The sequence below is a fragment of the Paenibacillus pinistramenti genome (genome assembly GCF_005869875.1).
Taxonomy (GTDB): Bacteria; Bacillota; Bacilli; order Paenibacillales; family Paenibacillaceae; genus Fontibacillus; species Fontibacillus pinistramenti.
In genome coordinates, this window is record NZ_VAWG01000023.1 from 1 (window position 1) to 18,024 (window position 18,024).

Here is an 18,024-nt window from a genome sequence, read left to right on the forward strand (position 1 = left end):
GGGCGGCTGCCCGCGCCCCGCGGGCGCGGGGCCTGGGCCGCGCGGCGCAGCTGCGCGAGGCCGGGCTCTCCAAGCTGCGCCACCTCGTCGGCGAGCAGCTTGAAGCCCTCGTCCTGCTGCTGCACGGTCGCCCTGACCGCCAGCAGCGCGCCTTTCTCCACGAGGCTCCGGCTTCGCGCCCACACCTCGGGGAACAGCACAACCTCGGCGCGTTCGATCTGGTCCTCCAGCTCCATAAACGCCATCGGCTTGCCTTTCTTGGTCGTGATCGCTTTCACGGACACAACCATGCCGCCGACCACCGTCCGGCTCTCATCCGGCGCTTCGGACAGGTCCATCAGCTTGTCCACTCCCTCTTCAGCGAGCAGGTCCTCATAATCATCCAGCGGGTGGCCGGACAAATACAGTCCCAGCAGCTCGCGCTCCAGCCCCAGCTGCTCGGCTGCGGTCATGCGAGGCACATCTGGGTAAGGAATCTCCCAGTTAACCGTTTCGACGAAGTCAAAGAACTGGATCTGCAGATCCTCGCGCTCCTTGCGCCATTTGACTGCAGCTTCCACCGCCTCGTCCAGCATCGCGAGCAGCTGCGCCCGGTGTCCGGGCAGACTGTCGAACGCGCCGCCCTGAATCAGCGATTCAATGACGCGCTTGTTGCAGACACGCAGATCAACGCGGCGGCAGAAATCGAGCAGGCTCTCAAACGGCTTCTTCTCCCGTTCGCGGATGATGCTCTCCATCGCCTGTGTTCCGACGTTCTTGATGGCAGCGAGGCCGAACCGGATAACGCCGGGAGCCGGGGCCGGCAATCCTTCCGGAGCCCATGCTCCTGCTTCTGCTTCTGCTTCTGCTTCTGCTCCTTCTCCTTTTGCTCTTTCTCCTCCGGCCGGACCTGCCTCACGCCGCGGCGTAAACAAGATCCCGCTGTCATTGACGTCCGGAGGCAGCACCTTAATTCCCATCCGCCGGCATTCCACTATATATTCCGCAACCTTCCGGTGGCTGCCCATCACCGCTGTCAGCATGGAAGCCATGAATTCTACCGGATAATGGGCTTTCAGGTAAGCTGTCTGGAACGCAAGCACGCCGTAAGCAGCCGCATGCGCCCGCGGGAAGCCATAGTCGGCAAACCTTACGATCATGTCATAAACGGCGTTGGCATCCTGGTCGTTGTAGCCCTGCTTCAGGCTGCCGGCCACAAAATGGCCGCGCTCCTTGTCCAGCACCTCCCGCTTCTTCTTGGAAACGGCTCTGCGGAGAAGATCGGCTTCACCGAGCGAGAACCCCGCCATGCTGGAGGCAATCTTCATAATCTGCTCCTGGTAGACAATGATCCCGTAGGTGTCTTCCAGAATCGGCTTCAGATCCGGATGCGGATATTCCACCGCGAGCTGGCCGTGCTTGCCGCCTATATACTTTGGAATAAAGTCCATTGGACCCGGACGGTAAAGCGCAACAACGGAGATAATATCTTCGAAATGAGAGGGCCTCAGCTCCTTCAGCACCCGGCGGATCCCGGACGATTCCAGCTGGAAGATCCCTGTTGTCTCCCCCTTGGACAGCATGGCATAGGTCAAGGGGTCATCATCCGGAATGATGCGGAAATCCGGCGCTGCGCCTTCAAGGCTTGCAATCCAGTTCATACATCTTTCGATGATGGACAAGGTGCGCAGGCCGAGAAAGTCCATCTTCAGCAGTCCAATTGATTCCAAGTTCTCCATGGAATATTGGGTCAGCGCAGCCACCTCGCTGCCCTCCTGCAGCGGCACCGCATCGGTAAGCGGGTCCCGGGAGATCACAACGCCTGCGGCATGCGTCGAGGCGTGGCGCGGCATGCCTTCAACTTTAACCGCAGTATCCAGCAGCTCGCGGACGCGCGGAGACTCCTCGTACAAGGCTTTAAGTTCCTGGCTTTCCTTCAGCGCCCTTTCCAGCGTGATGCCCAGATGGGAGGGAATCAGCTTGGCGACCTTGTCCACCTCGCCAAACGGCACATTCAATGCCCGCCCCACATCGCGGACAGCCGCTTTGGCCGCCATCGTACCAAACGTAATGATCTGCGCCACATGCTCGGAGCCGTACTTGCCGGCGACATAAGCGATCACCTCGTCCCGGCGCTCATCGCTGAAGTCGATATCGATATCGGGCATGGTAACCCGCTCGGGATTGAGAAACCGTTCAAACAGCAGATGATACTTCATCGGGTCAACATCGGTGATATGCAGCGTATAAGCCACAAGACTGCCCGCAGAGGAGCCCCGCCCCGGGCCTGTCACAATGCCCTGGCTGTGGGCAAAGGCAATAAAGTCCCAGACAATCAGGAAATAATCCGAGAACCCCATGCTCTCAATAACCTTCAGCTCATAAGACAGCCGCTCTTCCAGCTCCGTCCGCCGGGTCTCATCGTGCCAGCGTTCAAGCTGGCTGTAGCGCTCCTCCAGCCCTTTGCGGCACAGCTGCTCCAGATAACCGGCTGCGCTCAGCCTGGCCGGCAGCGGGCGGTATTCCGGCAGGATGGAGCGGCCAAACTCCAGCTCCAGATTGCACTTGCCGGCAATGACCGCCGTATTGGCAGCGGCTTCCGCCCACTGCGGGAACAGAACCGACATTTCCTGCTGGCTCTTGAAGTAAAGCTGATCGGTCGGGATCCGGAACCGCTCCTCGTCGTCGACGGTTTTTCCCGTACCGATACAGATCAGCACGTCCTGCACATCGGCATCCTGCCGCTGAAGATAATGCACATCGTTGGTCGCGACCAGCTGCACGCCAGTCTCTCTGGCGAGCTCAACCAGCAGCGGATTCACCTTCTTCTGTTCGGGAAGCCCGTGATCCTGCAGCTCGATATAGAAATCCTCCCCGAACACTTCCTTATAACGAAGCGCGGCCCGCTTTGCTTCTTCCCTGCGGCCGTGAAGCAGGTGCTGCGGCACCTCTCCGCCTAAGCAGGCGCTGAGCACAACGAGGCCTTCATGATGCTCCCTGAGCACCGCCCAGTCTATCCGCGGCTTATAATGGAAGCCTTCCAAATGACCGATGGAGCACAGCTTCATCAGATTCCGGTAGCCCTGCTCGTTCTTAGCCAGCAGAATCAGATGGTAAATCGGCTGATCCTTGCGGCTGCCTCTCTCTTTGCGGGAACCTGCCGTGAAATAGGCCTCCATCCCGATGATCGGCTTAATGCCTTTCGCTTTGCACAGCTTGTAAAATGGGACCGTTCCGTACATGACGCCATGATCGGTTAAGGCCAAAGCCCCCATGCCGAATTCCGCGGCCTGATTGACCAGATCCTCCAGCCTCGCCGCTCCGTCGAGCAGGCTGTATTCGCTGTGCACATGCAGATGCACAAATCCGCTGTCTGCCATCTATTTTCCCTCCCCGCCGCAGCACGAAGCCGCGGTAATTCTTGAACTTTATTATGAAAAACACGGGCGGACAACGCCCATGCGAATGGTCCCTGCCTGCCGTAAATAAGCACACCCGTTCTTATTAAAGATTTTATCATACATAGGCCGGGTTCGCCCATACAATGATATAAAATCAGCCCCGGACAAGCGGGCAGGAGAGGAGAACCACACCGTGAGCTCTTTTGTGACCAAAGCTATTCTGGACTTCTTTATCGCTTTCGGCATTGTGCTGGGAGGCGCAATGATCGGAGGCATCGGAGCCGTCGTCTCCCTCCAGCCCCCTACCCAGACGATGCTGGATATATCCGACCGGATCAAAATATGGGCGTTAGCCGCCGCCGTAGGCGGAACGATCGACCCGATGCGGGTGATCGAGAGCAATTTTTTTGATGGAAATTTATCGCCTGCCATCAAACAAATCTTATATCTGTTATTCGCCTTTCTGGGCGCGCATATGGGTTCGGAGCTTGTGAAATGGGTGTGCGGAGGGAGCCGGGGATAGCCGATGAGAGTACCTCAGTTTGAACGATTCCGCCCTTTCATGCAGCTGGCTGCCGTGTTTGCGCTCGGCATGCTGGCAGGAAGCGTCGTCTACAATTCCCTGTTCCACGCGGCTTATAACCGGATCTGGACGGAAAAAAAAGACCTGCAGATCGAATTGGAGCAAGCCAAAATCGACCTCCAGGCTATGAAGAAATACAGCAAAAGGCAAACCGCAATCAAGGAGATCAAAATTACGATTGAGGATCACGATCCCCCCTTCGATACCCTTGTTGTCAAGGAAATCACCCAAAAGCTGCAGACCGAGCTGAATGTGCTGAGGGGGCGGAATATGTACGATATAGACGGCGATGCCAAGATGGTGCGGATTCTGCTGAATCAGAAGAAATACGAGGTCCGCGACAAGGAATACAGCATCCAGATCAAAACGATGCTCGTCAGTGAAGGCGTGCTGCAGGTCTGGGTAGAGCTGAAAGTGATCGCGTCTTGATCCGGAAATCAGCCGTGATCAATGGATTGAAGGGTCATCACGGCTTTGGCCACGATGCCTTCCAGATAGCTCATCACGATCTCCAGCTTGCAGGTCCGGCGGCTGACCTCAAGCACCACGGGCGTAATGACAATCTGGTTCTCGATCTGCACCGGCCGGATGAAGTAGGTGGTCATATTATCCACCACATAACCGCTGCCGCTCATATCTTTGGCCGCCGCAAGTCCCGCCTGCGTCATCAGCGAGGATAATACCCCTTCGGAAATCGTTCCCAGGTTCGTCGCCATCTGCGGGGTAATAATGCCATGAAAGAACAGCTGGCCGTCTGCACTCCGCTCCTCGGCAAATCCGTTCCACATCAGCTGCTCGAAGGTTTCCCCCAGCTGAGGCTGATTCTGGGCGTCGCGCATCGCTTGAAGCACTTCCTTCCGGGTGACCGATGCAACCAGCTTCCTGTTGCGGTCCACAACAGGCAGAAAGTCGATGCCTTCCCAGACCATAATCTGCGCCGCCGAGGCCAGCGAGGTCTGCATCCCGGCAGTGACAGGATTGCGGGTCACCACCTTCTCGATCGACTGATCGGCTTCCGCCTCTTCAATATCCTTGCGGCTGACGATGCCGATGACCCTGTTCCAGTCATCTGTAACCGCAAACCGGGACAGGCCGGTTTCGGCGGCTAAACGCTCAAAATCAGCGACAGTGCTGGTTGTCTTCAGAAAGCTGACCTTTCTTTTGCCGGAAGTGACAATATCCTCAATCAGCATAATCTTCTTCTTGATAATCCGGTCGAAAATCGCCCTATTAATCATCGAAGCTACAGTAAAAGTATCATGCCTGGAAGAGATGATCGGCAGGTTCAGCTGATCGGCAAGCATCTTGACCTCCCGGCTGGTGCCAAATCCCCCGGTAATCAGCACGCCCGCCCCCTGCTCCAGGGCCAGAATATGAGCGTCCTCCCGGTTCCCGACGATCAGAAGGCTGCCTGCATCAATGTACCGGACCATGGCGTCAATCTTCATTGCGCCGATGACGTATTTGTGCAGAGCTTTTTCCAATCCTTCGCTGCCTCCGAGCACATGCCCCTCAACGATCTCCACCACATCGCCGAAAGAAAGCTGGTCGCTCAGATTGCGCGGCTTCTTCTCCACACGGACAGTTCCAATCCGCTCTTTCGTAATGACAATGCCCACCATTTCGGCTTCCTTCACCGCCCTGTAGGCTGTGCCCTCGCTGACCCCCAAATTCTTCGCCAGCTTGCGTACTGAAATTTTGGTGCCGATCTTTAAGCTTTCAATATATTGAAGCAGCTGCTCGTGCTTGGTAATAGATTCTTCATGTCCCTCCATCTGTTACCCCTCCGGATGCGAATCTGTACTAATCTGTATCTATTATATCATTATTGCCGATAACCGGAAACTAAACCCTTTCTATACGCAAAAAAACCTGCCTTCCTCCAGCGGATAAGCAGGTTTGTCTATTTGTCTGTCCTTCCGTCTTACATGGACAGCTTTCGTCTTACAATGGACGGCTTTCATCCTGCAACGAACGGCTTGTCTTGCGTTCCTTGGACCATTTCAGCTGCCACTCGCGCAGCTTGGCCTGGCGGATCCATTCCTGCTGCTTCTTGTTCTCCGTGTCTACACCCAGAATGAAGTGCAGATGGGCGCCGATTACCAGAAAAGCAAACAGCGCCCAGGCCGCCCCAAATAAGGATACCCAGCTGCTGCCTGACGAGAACGAAATCATCGGCAGTGCGTACAGCAGCATCCCCAGCGCGAACAGCATGTAAACGGCGTGCTTTAATTTTCCCCATATTGTCAACTCGAACACTCCTTCACCAGAAATCTATATTTCTAGTCTATGAAGCTCGCAGTCAAATATGAGAGATTTCCTGCAGATTTTCAGAAGAACTATTATTAAAGACCGCTGTTCCCATAGAGATGCTGCAGGCTGTCGGAAATAATCTGGTTCACGTCCTGGATAATGACGCTTAAACGGCGCTCCGCATCAAACAGACGGCGGATGTTCAGATTCAGGCTGAGCGTATCAAAGAGCTTCTCCATCTGCTCCATCTCCTCCTGGGAAGGCATGTCGCCGGACATCATGCGCTGCTGCACTTCCATCTGGCGGGTGCGGAAGTTCTCCAGCATCTGCTTGCTGTCGGGATCCGCTTCAACCAGCTTCATGGCAGCGTTAATTTCCTGTACTTCCTGGCTCTCCTTAAGCGCTTTGGCCAGCCCGTGCGCCTGATCATAAATGTTCATAATGTCAGCATCTCCTCTATTCACTTAGTCCATGGAATTATACCTTACCCCTGCCTTTGAAGCAAAAAGCCCCGGCAAATTCATCCCCAAGGCCAATCACCAAGGTAAAAACGTCCTCATATGATGAAATACATGCAACCATGCAGGTCGTGCCGGCAGTATAAAGTGACCAGCCTCAGGTTGGAAGGAGAACGTCAAATGCCCTCCATAAAACTACCTATAAAAATCATGAACCCGGGTACTCTCGGTGACAGCGACATTTTGATCGGGGCAGCAGCGGTAAAAAGGCTGAAGGTCCCCACTAACACCCCTATCCGGCTGCTGTTCGGCTCGTTCGAGCATTACGTCCGAGTAGTTCCGCTAAGCAAAGCAAGCAGTCTCCGCCTAAGCCCGGTTCTGGCCGCAAAGACAGGTGTTACCTCCCAGACAACGCTGCGAATGGGTTACTCGCCGAGCTCCAAAACCCTCCGTTTGGGACCGGTGATCGGGGTTCTTGTCAGCCGGGATTATCCCGGCAATGCTGAACGGCCCTTTGGCCAAATCACAGCTTTCTGCAAGGAGATGACCGATGCAGGCCGCAAGCAGGGAGCCTACGTATACTTCATTACTCCCCAAGGGATCGAGCAGGGCGTCTCCAGCATTCAAGGCTGGGCTTATGACAAAGGCTGGCGGACCTCGGAATTTCCGGTGGCCGATGTGTATTACAACCGTTTGACTTCAAGAAAGCTTGAGAACAGACCAAGCGTCCAGCATTTCATGCAGGAAGTGAAGAACCGCTACCGCAGTCATTTCTTCAATGAAAAATATCTCGATAAAACCGAAGTTTTCGACGCGCTTAAGCAGGATTCCCGCCTGCTCCGCTATCTGCCGGAATCCCACCAGCACCGCGGCCTGGCTACGCTGAAGAGCATGCTTGCCAAATATCCGGTCGTATTTCTGAAGCCGATCAAAGGCAGTCTGGGCAAAGGCATCATCCGGATCACCCGGATGCCTGGAGGCGCGTATTTGTCTCAAACCACCCAGGAATTCGGCATCCGCAAGCAAACCTATGAGAGCCTGAGCGCGCTGCATAATGCATTATCCGGAAAAATGAAGCAGACACGCTTCCAGATTCAGCAGGGTCTGCATTTAATCGAAATCGGCAAGCGCCCGGTCGATTTCCGGGCACTTGTACAGAAGAACCTGCAGGGCCAGTGGGCCGTCACCTCCGTCGTCGCCCGGATCGCCGGTTCCCAGCATTTCGTGTCTAACCTGGCCCGGGGCGGGTCCCTCTCAACAGTGAAAGAAGCGCTTGAGCGGTGCTCGCTGTCGGGAGCAGTCAAGCTGAAGGCCGGAGCAAGGCTGAACAAAGCCGCGCTTGAAATTGCCCAAGGCATGGATGACCGCTCCTCCGCCCATTTCGGCGAATTGGGCATTGATCTTGCGATGGACCAAACCGGCCGCATCTGGCTGCTGGAGGTCAACTCCAAGCCGTCCAAGAATGATAACACCCCGCTCACCGACAACAACAAAATCCGCCCTTCCGTACGGCGGCTTCTCGACTATTCCGCCTACCTGGCGGGCTATTAGTGACCGGATTGCGGCAAGGTCTTCCTGAGCGAAAGGAGTCTCTGTATGGAAATTTACCGCAGTCCTGTCCAAAGCCGGTCTGGAGGGAAAGAGACTTTAGGTACCTTGGGTATTCTGGTCTCCAAATCCGCCACCGGGCACCCCCCTTTCACCGAGGCGGGTTTTGCCAGAAGCCTGTGCCTGGCGGCCGCAGAGAAAGGGCTGACCGCTTTTGCATTCACGCCGGCTGCGGAGACAGATAACGAACAAATATCGGGATACGCCTTCCGGAACGGTGCATGGATCAGGCAGTGGTTCCCGCTGCCTGATCTTATATACGACCGCTGCTTTGCCTCCGGCAAAGCGAAGCTGGAGAAACAAGCGGCACTGGCCCGGCTTGCCGGGCAGCACCGCTTCCGCTGCCTGAGCCGGGGAACCGGAGGCAAATGGCTGGTTTATCAAATATTGAAGCAGCATACAGAAACCGCTGCCTTCCTGCCCGAAACCCGCCGCTACGAAGGCTTCGGCCGTTTGGATCAGCGGCTCAGCCGGTTTCCGGAAGGGATTTTTCTAAAGCCCCAGTTCGGCATGCAGGGCAAGCTTGCGATGCATCTCAAGAAGGATACAGCCGGGGGCAGCCCGGTTTACCATCTCACAGGCAGGGATGGGAGCAACTCGGTGTTTAACCGGAGATTCTCAGACAGCCGTGAGGCCAGAAATTATATTGAATCGCTTCGTCAAGGCCAGCCCTTCCTGGTCCAGCCCTTTCTGCAGCTGTTAACCACAAACGGGGAGCCGTTCGATATCCGTGTATTAGTCCAAAAGGACGGAAGCGGCCAATGGTCGGTGACCGGCATGGCTGCCCGTGTCGGCGCTGCCGGCTCGCTTACCTCCAATCTGCACGGCGGGGGCAGAGCCTTTCAGGCAGAAGCACTGCTGCAGCGCGAGCTGGGCAGCACCGCCGCCCGGACGGCTGCCGCGCTTATCCGCCGGCTATCTGCTGTCATTCCTGCTTGTCTGGAAGAAAGATTCGGAAGGCTGGCAGAGCTTGGCATTGACTTTGGAGTTGATGCTGAAGCGCGCGTCTGGATTCTGGAGGTCAACTCCAAGCCTGGCCGCAGCGCCTTTCGCACCATCGGGGACAGCAGCGGAGCCAGAAGGTCCGTGGAGAACCCCGTTTTATACGCCTGTTATTTACTGAAACAACCGGAAGCTGTCAGAAGCTATCAGAAGCGGCAGTTAGCACGGTCTGACGCATAGTGCTTTAAATGAAGATTATTTGCTGCTGTTCACAGCGATGTGCATGCTGCAGCAAAATTCTTAGGAGGATAACCCATGAGTTTGACTTTCTGCAATGTGCACTTTACCCAGCAGCCCCAAAAAGTCGTGTATGTATCGGGTTCCCTGCTCAAAAAACTTAAGCTGAGCGGTAAAAAGAAGGTAAACCTGCGGCTTGGAGGAGAACGAATCTATGCTTCCGTCAAACCGATCCGGAGAGCCGGCAACCATCTTTATCTGGCCTCCGGCGTGAGACGGGGCATCCGTGTTCCCAAATCCGGCTCCATCTTTCTCCGCAGTCTGCAGCAGAACGACGAAGTGCAGATCGGCCCCCTCATCGGCATTCTCTCCGACGGCCCTACCTCCTCGCTCCAGAATCCTTTTGGGCCCAGAACAGGATTTATTAAGTCCTTGCTGCGTGAAGGCGGAAAAATGAGCTATATTTTCGCATTTACTCCCAGGGATATCAACTGGCAGGAGGAGACGATCAACGCCATATTTCTGAATGAATCGGGAAGCTTCTATCGTCAGCGCGTTCCGCTTCCCGACGTCGTATACAACCGTCTGCCCAGCCGCAAAGCCGAAACCACAGCTTCAATCCAGCTTCTGCGCGAACGTTTCATCCGTAAGAGAATTCCTTTCTTTAATTGGAGCTTCTTCAATAAATCCGATATTTACCGGCTGCTCGAGAATGATACTGCTGTGAATAAGTATGTGCCGGAATCGATCATAGGCCCGACCAGCGAACAGATTAAAGAGATGCTCGAACGCCATTCATTCGTCTATTACAAGCCGAGCGGCGGAAGCCTTGGCAACGGAATCTACCGGATTTCGTATGTGCCGCAGAACGGCTATTTTGTAAGATACCGGATGAAGACGGGCAATGCGCTGCACAAATACACCAACTTCAATTCCCTGGTACGGACGCTGCAGAACCGCCACGGACGCGGCCTTCGCTCTTATGTTGTACAGCAGGGGATACGGCTGATTGAAGTGGACGGCTGTCCGATTGATTTCCGGTTTCACATGCACAAGAACGGCCGCAACCAATGGGTCGTAGTCGGCATCGGCGCCAAGAAGGCCGGCAAGGGCAGTGTGACCACGCATATCAAAAATGGAGGTTCCCTGCTCACTCCGCAGCAGGCATTGAGCAAAGCCTTCGGCACCCGCAGCGAGGAAGTGCTCCGCAAGGCTAAGCAGGTGGCGGTCACCCTGGCTGAAAGCATTGAAACTCACCACCAGCATCTGATCGGCGAGCTCGGCTTCGATCTGGGCATCGACAAAGACGAGAATATCTGGATGTTCGAAGCCAATGCCAAGCCAGGACGTTCGATCTTTAAGCATCCTCAGCTTAAAACGGAAGGCAGGGTCTCCATCCAGCACATTCTGGAACACTGTATGTATCTCAGCAGATTCCGGAGGAGGGAAGAATCATGACCTTCGTCCAGCAGGAAGACCGAAAGCCGGTTATCGCAATCTTGACCGTTGCCGATCCTTACCGGAAATTCTGCGGCAATCATGCTAATTTCCGCGATATTGTCAAAACCGGCAAACAGCTTGGCTACCTGGTTTATGTAGTTACAACGCGCGATCTGAAGCTTAACGAGGATCAGATTCAGGGATATATCTATCAAACTGACACCAAGCAGTGGGTCCAGCAATGGGTCCCGCTGCCGGATGTTATCTATAACCGCATTCCCAACCGCGGCCAGGAGAAAAAGGTGTTCATCCAGAGGAAGATTGATGCCTGCCTCAATCATCCCCGGATTCATTTGTTTAACCCTTTCTTCTTCAATAAATGGAAGCTGTTCAGCTGGCTGAAGAAATCCGGAGCGACAGCAGACTTCGTCCCTGCCACCAAACGTTTCGGCACCCGTTCCGCTCTGGCCGAAATGCTTAACGAACACGCAGAGCTGTACCTCAAGCCGGAAAGCGGGAAAGCCGGCAAAGGGATCATGAAGCTGACATTTGATTCCCAGGACAGTAAGCCCTACAAGCTGATCATTCAGAATCCGGAGAGAAACCTGATCTATAAGACGGCCAAATTTCCGCTGCTGTGGCGGCGGATTCGGGCGGAAATGGATAAGACCCCGTATATTATCCAGCAGGCCATCCGGCTGACCCGCTATCAGTGCAGGCATTTTGACCTGCGCGTGCTGGTGCAGAAGACGAGCCGCGGCTATTGGTCCGTCACTGGCATCGGCGCCAGACTGGCCGGCAAGAAACGGATCACCACCCATGTTCCTCAAGGCGGAACGGTAGAGGATCCGAGAGATATGCTGCTGCCAACCTTCGGTCCGGAAGGCGCGGAGGAGCTGCTGGAGCGCGCCCGTGCTTCGGCGGTAACCATTGCCCGCCAGATTGAACGGGCCTGCGAGCAGACACTCGGCGAAATGTCCATGGACCTCGGTATCGACGAGGACGGGAAGATCTGGTTCTTTGAAGCGAACGCCAAACCGATGAAGTTCGATGAACCGAAGATCCGCCAGAAATCGCTGCAGCGCTTGTTCCACTACAGCAGCTTCTTATCTCGAACCAATAAAGTCTGATTGAGGAGGTGCCGGATGATCATATCCCCTGTCCGTCCGGAAGAGCTTTCTTCCTGGGAGAGCTACCACGGCACCCTGCTTGCCTTTATCCGAAAATACGCCTCCAAACGCATAACGGCCGACGCTTACCGTGCTGTTCTCCGTCTGACCCCGCAGTCCCTCGCCCAGCCCGGCACCGGGATTATGCAGGCTGTCGTTTCGACCGAGGACGGCCTGCGTCTCGCCGGTGTGCTGTGCACGGCCGGCTATGGCCAGGAGCTGAGTGCAGCCGTGGTTCATCCGCTGTACCGGAGCCGCGGCATCGGCACTCTGCTGATGAAGGCACAGCTGGAGCAGCTCGGGCAGATGAACTGCAGGGTAGCCATTGATAACCTGTCGAGCTTGAAAATGTGCTTCAAAGCCGGACTGTCGGCCGGCGGACTCACTACAGGGCCCACCGGCAAGCCAACGCTGCTCTTCTCAGGCAAACCTGCCCCGGCCTGAACAGAACACCGGTAGCCGGTAAGCCTACTTCCGCAAAGAAGGTGACTATTTTGCCGCAGCCTGTACTCGGCATTCTAACGCTTTATCTAAATGACAAGAAGCAATTGGAAGAACGGAATATTTATGAACGCATGATCCGGGAGGGGAACCGAATCGGCCTTACCGTATTTGTATTTACTCCCGCTGACGTCAATGACCAGAAACAAATGATCGACGCGATGATTTATGACCCGGTACACCGGAAGTGGACACGGGCCTCAAGGCCTTTTCCCGATATGATCTTCGACCGCTGCAGGATTCAGCACAGCAAACGGTTCGAACAACTGCGTGCCTTCAGAAAAAAATACGGTCATCTGCATTTTCTCAACAAACCGCTTCGAGACAAGTGGACCATTTACCAGGTGCTGTCCCGGAAGCCGGAGTTTAAGAATTATCTGCCCGAAACAGAGGATTTCAACAGCCTGTCCGATGTGAACGCCATGCTGAAGAAGAACAAGCGGGTCTATGTCAAGCCTGTTCAGGGCACCGGCGGACGCGGCATTCTTTGTGTCGAGAAGCTCGGCTCCAAAATGTACCGCATCCAGGGCAGAAACCAGAACAGAACCATCATCCCGTCCCAGAAGCTCCACCTTTCAAGGCTGGGTCCCTATCTGCTGAACTGGAAGCAAGGCACCCGGTTTCTCGTTCAGGAAGGGATCAACATTACGCTGCCGGACGGCCGCGTCCATGATTACCGCATGCTTGTCCAGAAGAACAGCAGCGGAGTCTGGAGCGTCACCGGCTGTGCCGGAAGAATCGGGCCGGCGCGCAGCATTACCTCCAACCTGCATGGGGGCGGTTCGGCTGCTGAAATGACCACCCTGCTAAAGAAATGGATTCAGTCGGAGGCTAAAGTCTCCGAGGTCCGCCGCGAAGCCGAGAAGCTGAGCCTGGGCATCGCCGCTTTCCTCGAATCGTTTTACGGTCCTTTATGCGAGCTTGCGCTGGACCTGGCCATTGACCGCAGCGGGCATATTTATGTCCTGGAAGTTAATCCGAAGCCGGCCCGCGAGGTATTTAAGAGAAGCGGAGACAAAGAGGCTTACCGCTCCGCCATTATCAAACCGCTGGAATATGCCCTTTGGTATTACAGGCATAAAATTCAAAAACCAGATCCCTTCTTCTAGGAGATCTGGTTTTTATTGAAGTTTCTGATTAATAACCTGCGATTAATAACCTGCCGTTTACGGCGTACCGGCTGCAGCAGAGTCATAAAGCCCGGTCAGCTGCTTGAAATCTGTAATCAGCACATCCGAGCCCTTCAGCTCGTCTTCCTTGCCAAATCCGGCGTACTGGCAGCCGATCACGGTCTGTCCGTTCTCCTTGCCTGCTTCCACATCAGAGGAACGGTCTCCGACCATCCAGATGCGTTCAAGCCGGTTATCCTCCATCAGCCGCCGCACAAGGTCTACCTTCGAGCGGGTTCCATGTTCGCCGGCACTGTATAAACCATCGAACAGCGGGGCAATCCGGTGCGCGGCTGCCACACCTTTTACATAATGCTCAAGCCCGTTGCTGGCTACAAACAGCCGGACACCGCGCTCATGAAGCGCCTGAAGCGTCTCGGGCACAGAAGGATACAGCTCCGAAACAGCCTTCTCCAGCCCCTCAAGCTCCAATTGCAGCAAGAGCTCATCTGCCCGTCTGTGCACATGGGTCTCCGCCTCCGGCATCACATTCTTCCAAATATCCTCGAGCAGCATGCCCAAGCTGCCCAGCATCAGGCTGTCAGGCGGCGTTTCACCTGTAAACAGCCCTTCTTCACGCAATTTGTCAAATACCCCGTGATAGGCAGGAATCAGCAGGGTCTCCGTTTTAAACAGAGTCCCGTCCATATCAAATACCATCGCCTGCGGTTTAATGAGCTGCTGCTCCGTCTTCATGCTTGCGAGTCTCCTCCTTATCGTCCGCATCTCGCAGACGTTCGGTTGGTTTCGTAACTGCCACTCCCTGATCATAAAACAGCGGGTTCACGTTTGTAAACGAAAGGCAGGTTATCTTACGTAATAAACAATATCATTCGTTACATCAAGCGCGTTGAGCTGTCCTCCAAACACTGCCCCGCCGTCAATTCCAATAATCCTATTTGCCCCATAATAAACGTGGTTATTATCCGGATCCTGATGGAGGCCGCTGGTCGGAGTGTGCCCGAACACCACTTTCTTGCTTCCCTTATATTCGTTATGAAAAGGCTGCCTGATCCACATCAGGGTGTGCGGCGGCGTGCTGGCCGGCTCCAGCTCGGGATCTACGCCTCCATGGACAAAGATAAAGTCATCGGTTTCAATGTAATGGTCCAGGCTCTGCACAAATTCAAGATGCTTCCACAGCTCCGGCGCATACAGAATCGGCATGCGGAAGCTGTCCCCTGTTCCTTTTGCAATAAGATCCCGTTCAAACAGGCCGTAGCTCAGCAGGGTCTTGTCGCCGCCGTTACGGACGACCCAGCGGTACCAATGCTGTTCTTCCTTGGTCGTAAGAGCCTGGATCATCAGATCCTCATGATTTCCCTTCAGCACCTGTGCGCCCTGCTTCTTGAGCCCGATGACCTCATCAAGCACCTCTCTGGAGTGAGCACCGCGGTCTATGTAATCGCCCAGCAGTATCAGCTGATCCTTGTCCGCATTATATTCGGCCGCCTTCAGCAGCCTTCTGAGCTTGTCAAGCTCTCCGTGAATATCGCTGATCGCAATTGTCCTGTCCTTCATTCGGCTCACTGTATGTCCCCTTCTCCCTGTCCCCTTATCCGCTTCCAAAGCTGTCCCTTTCTATGATAATGGCTTGGCTGGTGCAAGCGCAAATCCTTGTCCGGCAGCTGGAGCGGTTATTTTTAAGTAAAATTTGTTGGCAGTCAAGAGGGATTAATTTACAATAGATCTGTTGAGTCAGATCTGCCAAGTTAGATCTGCCTAGTTCATTTGCCGGACAAGTTAACGCGCTCTGCTTACTTCCTGAATCGTGTGGTGAAATCCTTGAAATTTAGAGAATTTTTTACACCGTCAAAGCTCTCTTTGCACAGGCAGAATACCTGGATTAGGTGGTTCCTGAAAATATACTGGGCCATCATCGGTCTGCATGATGCGGCTCAGCTGCTTGCTTACTGGTTTATTCCTTCTTATGACGTGACACCGAGACATTTTTACTTTCACACTGTGCTGTATCCGACGCTTCTAATGGGAGCTGCCGTCGTTGCAGCGGAATGGGTTCATCGAAAGGCACCCAAATACACCTTCTTGTCCTTGTTTAGCGCAGGAGCCGTCATTTCAATTGAAATTATTCGTCTGAATATGGATATTCGAATCATTTCAGCGATTCTTCTGCTGCCCATCATTGCATCTGCGATCTTCTTCAGACTGGATTTAACCCTGTTCACGGCAGCATTGCAAACGGCAGCGTTCCTGATCATGTATGACCTGGATTCCTGGTTCCGGACCTTTCTGAGCCCGTTTGATGTCATTGCCATTCCAATCTTCCTGCTGGTCAGCACTCTGGTGTCGGCCATTATCATCATATCCGGCAGAGAGCTGGTGAACGATCTCGAGCAGGCGATTGAGGAGAACCGGACCATTACGAAGCGCTCAAGGAAGGATGCCCAAACCGGCTTATACAACCACAATACGTTTCAGCAGCTTTATGAAGAGGCCCTAGTACAGGGAGCCCAGGGAAAAATATTTCAGCTCGCGCTCTTAGATATCGACAACTTCAAGCAGGTTAACGACCAGTACGGCCACCGGACAGGCGATTTAATCCTCCTCGGTGTATCCCGGATTATCCGCGGGCATATGCACCCGAGAGATATCGCCTCACGTTACGGGGGAGAAGAATTTGCCCTCCTGCTGTTCCGCAAAGATATTCATGAAGCCTATTCCCTGCTGGAGCGCATCCGTGTCCAGATTTCCGAGAAGGTATTTGAGGAGCTGGGAGGCAGATCCGTCACGATCAGTATTGGAGTCACATGCTATACCAGCGGCCTTTCCAAGGAAAATATGTTCGAGGAAACCGATGCCCTCCTCTATAAAGCCAAAAGAACCGGCAAAAATAAAGTCGTATTATAAGAGATAAAAGGCAAGAGACAAGAAACAAGAGACAAGAAACAAGAAACAAGAAACAAGACACAAGAAACAAGACAAACAGCCTTGAACCGGCCAAAGACTGGTTTAAGGCTGTTTGTTTCTTTTTCACTTTCTTTTTCACTCAGAAGAACTTCTTCGTTCCCCGGTCGTCTTTCAGGATTTCCACCGCTTCCCGGAAGCGCAGGGAGTGAACAACCTCCCTCTCGCGAAGGAACTTCAGGCTGTCCTGCAAATCCACATCATCCGTCATGTCGATTAACCATTGATATGTAGCCCGCGCTTTCTCTTCAGCCGCGATATCTTCATAAAGATCGGCAATCGGATCGCCCTTAGCCTGAATGTAGGTTGCCGTCCAGGGATCGCCTGCAGCGTTCTGATAGAACAGGGCTCTGTCATGGTTGACGTAATGCGGATCCAATCCTGCCGCCTTGAGCTGCTCTAGCGTAGCATCCTTGGTTAATTTATATACCATAGTGGCAATCATTTCCAGGTGGGCAAATTCTTCTGTGCCAATATCATTAAGCAGTCCAATTACCTTATCCGGAATCGTATACCGCTGATTCAGATAACGAAGCGCCGCCGCAAGCTCCCCATCCGCTCCCCCGTACTGCTCCAGCAGCAGCTTTGCCATATGGGGATCGCATTTGCTTACCCGTACCGGATACTGCAGTTTCTTCTCATACACCCACATTTTTACGTCTCCTTCCTGATTTAAAAATAACCAGCTAAAGAGGGCAGGTTTACACCTGCCACGGCCAAGGCGTCTGAGACCACTCCCACGGATAACGGCTGTAAGCGCGTCCGAAACCTTGAAGCGGACCATATTTTTCCTGGAAAATGTTCGCCAGTTGAGTACGTTCCTGTGTCAGGACGTTAAACTGCTGGATCGCCTGCAGATCATCCGGATGCGTATCCAGATACAAATTCAGTTCCACCAGCGCAAAATCAAGCGCCTGCAGCTGCTCAAGCATTTCGTAATATTCAGGATCACAAGGTTTTTGCTGCTCCATTCCTTATTGCTCCTTTCCCCATTTGGATTCGTAAGGGCTGTAAAGAGCAGGCCACAATGTTCCTTTAAACAAAGCCTCCTGAGGATTGAATTGCGGAAGATTCGGCGGCTGAAAAGGAATGAACAGCTGTACAGGGGTCTGATAAGTTTTGGTTAAAATCGGAGGGCAAGGATCAAACGGCCCGACGAAGGGATGATAAACTCTTACCTGGGAAAATTCCAATGTTTAAACCTCCTTCGGCTATTTTGCATATTCAGACCAGACATAATAAGCCTAAATTGCAGATCACCTACTCCTAACATATGACAGCCGCCCAGAAAATGAACTTCCTATATGCCGATTTTTTCCGGATGCCTGTCTTATTAACACGTTCCCTGTGACGGACTTG

At 53.9% G+C, this 18,024-nt stretch carries 18 protein-coding genes; 9 read left to right on the top strand and 9 right to left on the bottom strand.

The genetic code is table 11. The features are described 5' to 3' along the window. A partial coding sequence (locus FCN15_RS17450) for a DNA polymerase III subunit alpha (protein WP_138496263.1) occupies positions 1-3,359 on the bottom strand: 3,359 nt, incomplete at its 3' end. Between the two features lie 214 nt (positions 3,360-3,573). On the opposite strand from FCN15_RS17450, the gene FCN15_RS17455 reads away from it, so the two are divergent. Together FCN15_RS17455 and FCN15_RS17460 are read left to right on the top strand one after the other, a co-directional pair. Beyond that, a complete protein-coding gene (locus tag FCN15_RS17455; RefSeq protein ID WP_138496264.1) occupies positions 3,574-3,903 on the top strand; it encodes a YtrH family sporulation protein in 330 nt (109 codons plus the stop codon). Between the two features lie 3 nt (positions 3,904-3,906). Next, entirely contained in the window at positions 3,907-4,392 is a 486-nt protein-coding gene (locus FCN15_RS17460; RefSeq protein ID WP_138496265.1) for a sporulation membrane protein YtrI, read from the top strand. A gap of 8 nt (positions 4,393-4,400) precedes the next feature. Here the strand turns inward: FCN15_RS17460 and FCN15_RS17465 are convergent, their stop codons facing one another. The 3 genes from FCN15_RS17465 to FCN15_RS17475 all read right to left on the bottom strand — a co-directional run bounded on the left by FCN15_RS17465 (position 4,401) and on the right by FCN15_RS17475 (position 6,656). Continuing rightward, positions 4,401-5,738 (bottom strand): DRTGG domain-containing protein, encoded by a 1,338-nt coding sequence (locus FCN15_RS17465; protein WP_138496266.1) that lies wholly within the window; start codon positions 5,736-5,738, stop codon positions 4,401-4,403. 169 nt (positions 5,739-5,907) lie between these two features. Next, positions 5,908-6,213 (bottom strand): hypothetical protein, encoded by a 306-nt coding sequence (locus FCN15_RS17470; protein ID WP_238996735.1) that lies wholly within the window; start codon positions 6,211-6,213, stop codon positions 5,908-5,910. A 95-nt stretch (positions 6,214-6,308) separates the two neighbouring features. Beyond that, on the bottom strand, positions 6,309-6,656 hold the full coding sequence (locus tag FCN15_RS17475) for a YlbF/YmcA family competence regulator (RefSeq protein WP_138496267.1): 348 nt from the start codon (positions 6,654-6,656) through the stop codon (positions 6,309-6,311). 228 nt (positions 6,657-6,884) lie between these two features. Between FCN15_RS17475 and FCN15_RS17480 the strand changes: the two genes are divergently transcribed. The 6 genes from FCN15_RS17480 (at position 6,885) to FCN15_RS17505 (ending at position 13,680) form a co-directional block, all read left to right on the top strand. Further along, entirely contained in the window at positions 6,885-8,225 is a 1,341-nt protein-coding gene (locus FCN15_RS17480) for a YheC/YheD family endospore coat-associated protein (RefSeq protein ID WP_338044385.1), read from the top strand. A gap of 45 nt (positions 8,226-8,270) precedes the next feature. After that, a complete protein-coding gene (locus tag FCN15_RS17485) occupies positions 8,271-9,464 on the top strand; it encodes a YheC/YheD family endospore coat-associated protein (RefSeq protein ID WP_138496269.1) in 1,194 nt (397 codons plus the stop codon). 75 nt (positions 9,465-9,539) lie between these two features. Further along, positions 9,540-10,919, top strand: coding sequence for a YheC/YheD family endospore coat-associated protein (locus FCN15_RS17490; RefSeq protein ID WP_138496270.1), 1,380 nt, complete (start codon positions 9,540-9,542; stop codon positions 10,917-10,919). Then, positions 10,916-12,031 carry a YheC/YheD family endospore coat-associated protein gene (locus FCN15_RS17495; RefSeq protein ID WP_138496271.1) on the top strand — a complete coding sequence of 372 codons (1,116 nt, stop codon included), beginning with the start codon at positions 10,916-10,918 and terminating at the stop codon, positions 12,029-12,031. Before FCN15_RS17490 ends, FCN15_RS17495 begins: the two co-directional genes overlap by 4 nt. Positions 12,032-12,046: 15 nt before the next feature. After that, on the top strand, positions 12,047-12,514 hold the full coding sequence (locus FCN15_RS17500) for a GNAT family N-acetyltransferase (protein ID WP_138496272.1): 468 nt from the start codon (positions 12,047-12,049) through the stop codon (positions 12,512-12,514). 50 nt (positions 12,515-12,564) lie between these two features. Next, positions 12,565-13,680 (top strand): YheC/YheD family endospore coat-associated protein, encoded by a 1,116-nt coding sequence (locus FCN15_RS17505; RefSeq protein ID WP_138496273.1) that lies wholly within the window; start codon positions 12,565-12,567, stop codon positions 13,678-13,680. 57 nt (positions 13,681-13,737) lie between these two features. Here the strand turns inward: FCN15_RS17505 and FCN15_RS17510 are convergent, their stop codons facing one another. After that, positions 13,738-14,436 (bottom strand): HAD family hydrolase, encoded by a 699-nt coding sequence (locus FCN15_RS17510; RefSeq protein WP_138496274.1) that lies wholly within the window; start codon positions 14,434-14,436, stop codon positions 13,738-13,740. 111 nt (positions 14,437-14,547) lie between these two features. After that, a complete protein-coding gene (locus FCN15_RS17515; RefSeq protein WP_138496306.1) occupies positions 14,548-15,261 on the bottom strand; it encodes a metallophosphoesterase family protein in 714 nt (237 codons plus the stop codon). A gap of 303 nt (positions 15,262-15,564) precedes the next feature. Here FCN15_RS17515 and FCN15_RS17520 point away from each other — a divergent pair, with 303 nt between their 5' ends. Beyond that, positions 15,565-16,608, top strand: coding sequence for a GGDEF domain-containing protein (locus tag FCN15_RS17520; RefSeq protein WP_238996736.1), 1,044 nt, complete (start codon positions 15,565-15,567; stop codon positions 16,606-16,608). 139 nt (positions 16,609-16,747) lie between these two features. Here FCN15_RS17520 and FCN15_RS17525 read toward each other — a convergent pair whose 3' ends face one another. From FCN15_RS17525 to FCN15_RS17535, 3 genes are read right to left on the bottom strand one after another with little or no spacing between them, the layout of a single operon-like run. Next, on the bottom strand, positions 16,748-17,317 hold the full coding sequence (locus FCN15_RS17525; protein ID WP_138496275.1) for a manganese catalase family protein: 570 nt from the start codon (positions 17,315-17,317) through the stop codon (positions 16,748-16,750). A gap of 49 nt (positions 17,318-17,366) precedes the next feature. Further along, complete coding sequence (locus FCN15_RS17530; RefSeq protein WP_138496276.1) at positions 17,367-17,636, bottom strand: spore coat protein CotJB; 270 nt, start codon at positions 17,634-17,636, stop codon at positions 17,367-17,369. Positions 17,637-17,639: 3 nt separating this feature from the next. Then, on the bottom strand, positions 17,640-17,858 hold the full coding sequence (locus FCN15_RS17535; protein ID WP_138496277.1) for a spore coat associated protein CotJA: 219 nt from the start codon (positions 17,856-17,858) through the stop codon (positions 17,640-17,642). Between the last annotated feature and the right edge of the window lie 166 nt (positions 17,859-18,024).

Coding starts and splice junctions, on each gene's coding strand:
- FCN15_RS17460 (WP_138496265.1), top strand. CDS start 3,907: ATGAGAGTACCTCAGTTTGAACGATTCCGCCCTTTCATGCAGCTGGCT.
- FCN15_RS17490 (WP_138496270.1), top strand. CDS start 9,540: ATGAGTTTGACTTTCTGCAATGTGCACTTTACCCAGCAGCCCCAAAAA.
- FCN15_RS17495 (WP_138496271.1), top strand. CDS start 10,916: ATGACCTTCGTCCAGCAGGAAGACCGAAAGCCGGTTATCGCAATCTTG.
- FCN15_RS17500 (WP_138496272.1), top strand. CDS start 12,047: ATGATCATATCCCCTGTCCGTCCGGAAGAGCTTTCTTCCTGGGAGAGC.
- FCN15_RS17525 (WP_138496275.1), bottom strand. CDS start 17,317: ATGTGGGTGTATGAGAAGAAACTGCAGTATCCGGTACGGGTAAGCAAA.
- FCN15_RS17530 (WP_138496276.1), bottom strand. CDS start 17,636: ATGGAGCAGCAAAAACCTTGTGATCCTGAATATTACGAAATGCTTGAG.
- FCN15_RS17510 (WP_138496274.1), bottom strand. CDS start 14,436: ATGAAGACGGAGCAGCAGCTCATTAAACCGCAGGCGATGGTATTTGAT.
- FCN15_RS17515 (WP_138496306.1), bottom strand. CDS start 15,261: ATGAAGGACAGGACAATTGCGATCAGCGATATTCACGGAGAGCTTGAC.
- FCN15_RS17475 (WP_138496267.1), bottom strand. CDS start 6,656: ATGAACATTTATGATCAGGCGCACGGGCTGGCCAAAGCGCTTAAGGAG.
- FCN15_RS17485 (WP_138496269.1), top strand. CDS start 8,271: ATGGAAATTTACCGCAGTCCTGTCCAAAGCCGGTCTGGAGGGAAAGAG.
- FCN15_RS17480 (WP_338044385.1), top strand. CDS start 6,885: ATGAACCCGGGTACTCTCGGTGACAGCGACATTTTGATCGGGGCAGCA.
- FCN15_RS17465 (WP_138496266.1), bottom strand. CDS start 5,738: ATGGAGGGACATGAAGAATCTATTACCAAGCACGAGCAGCTGCTTCAA.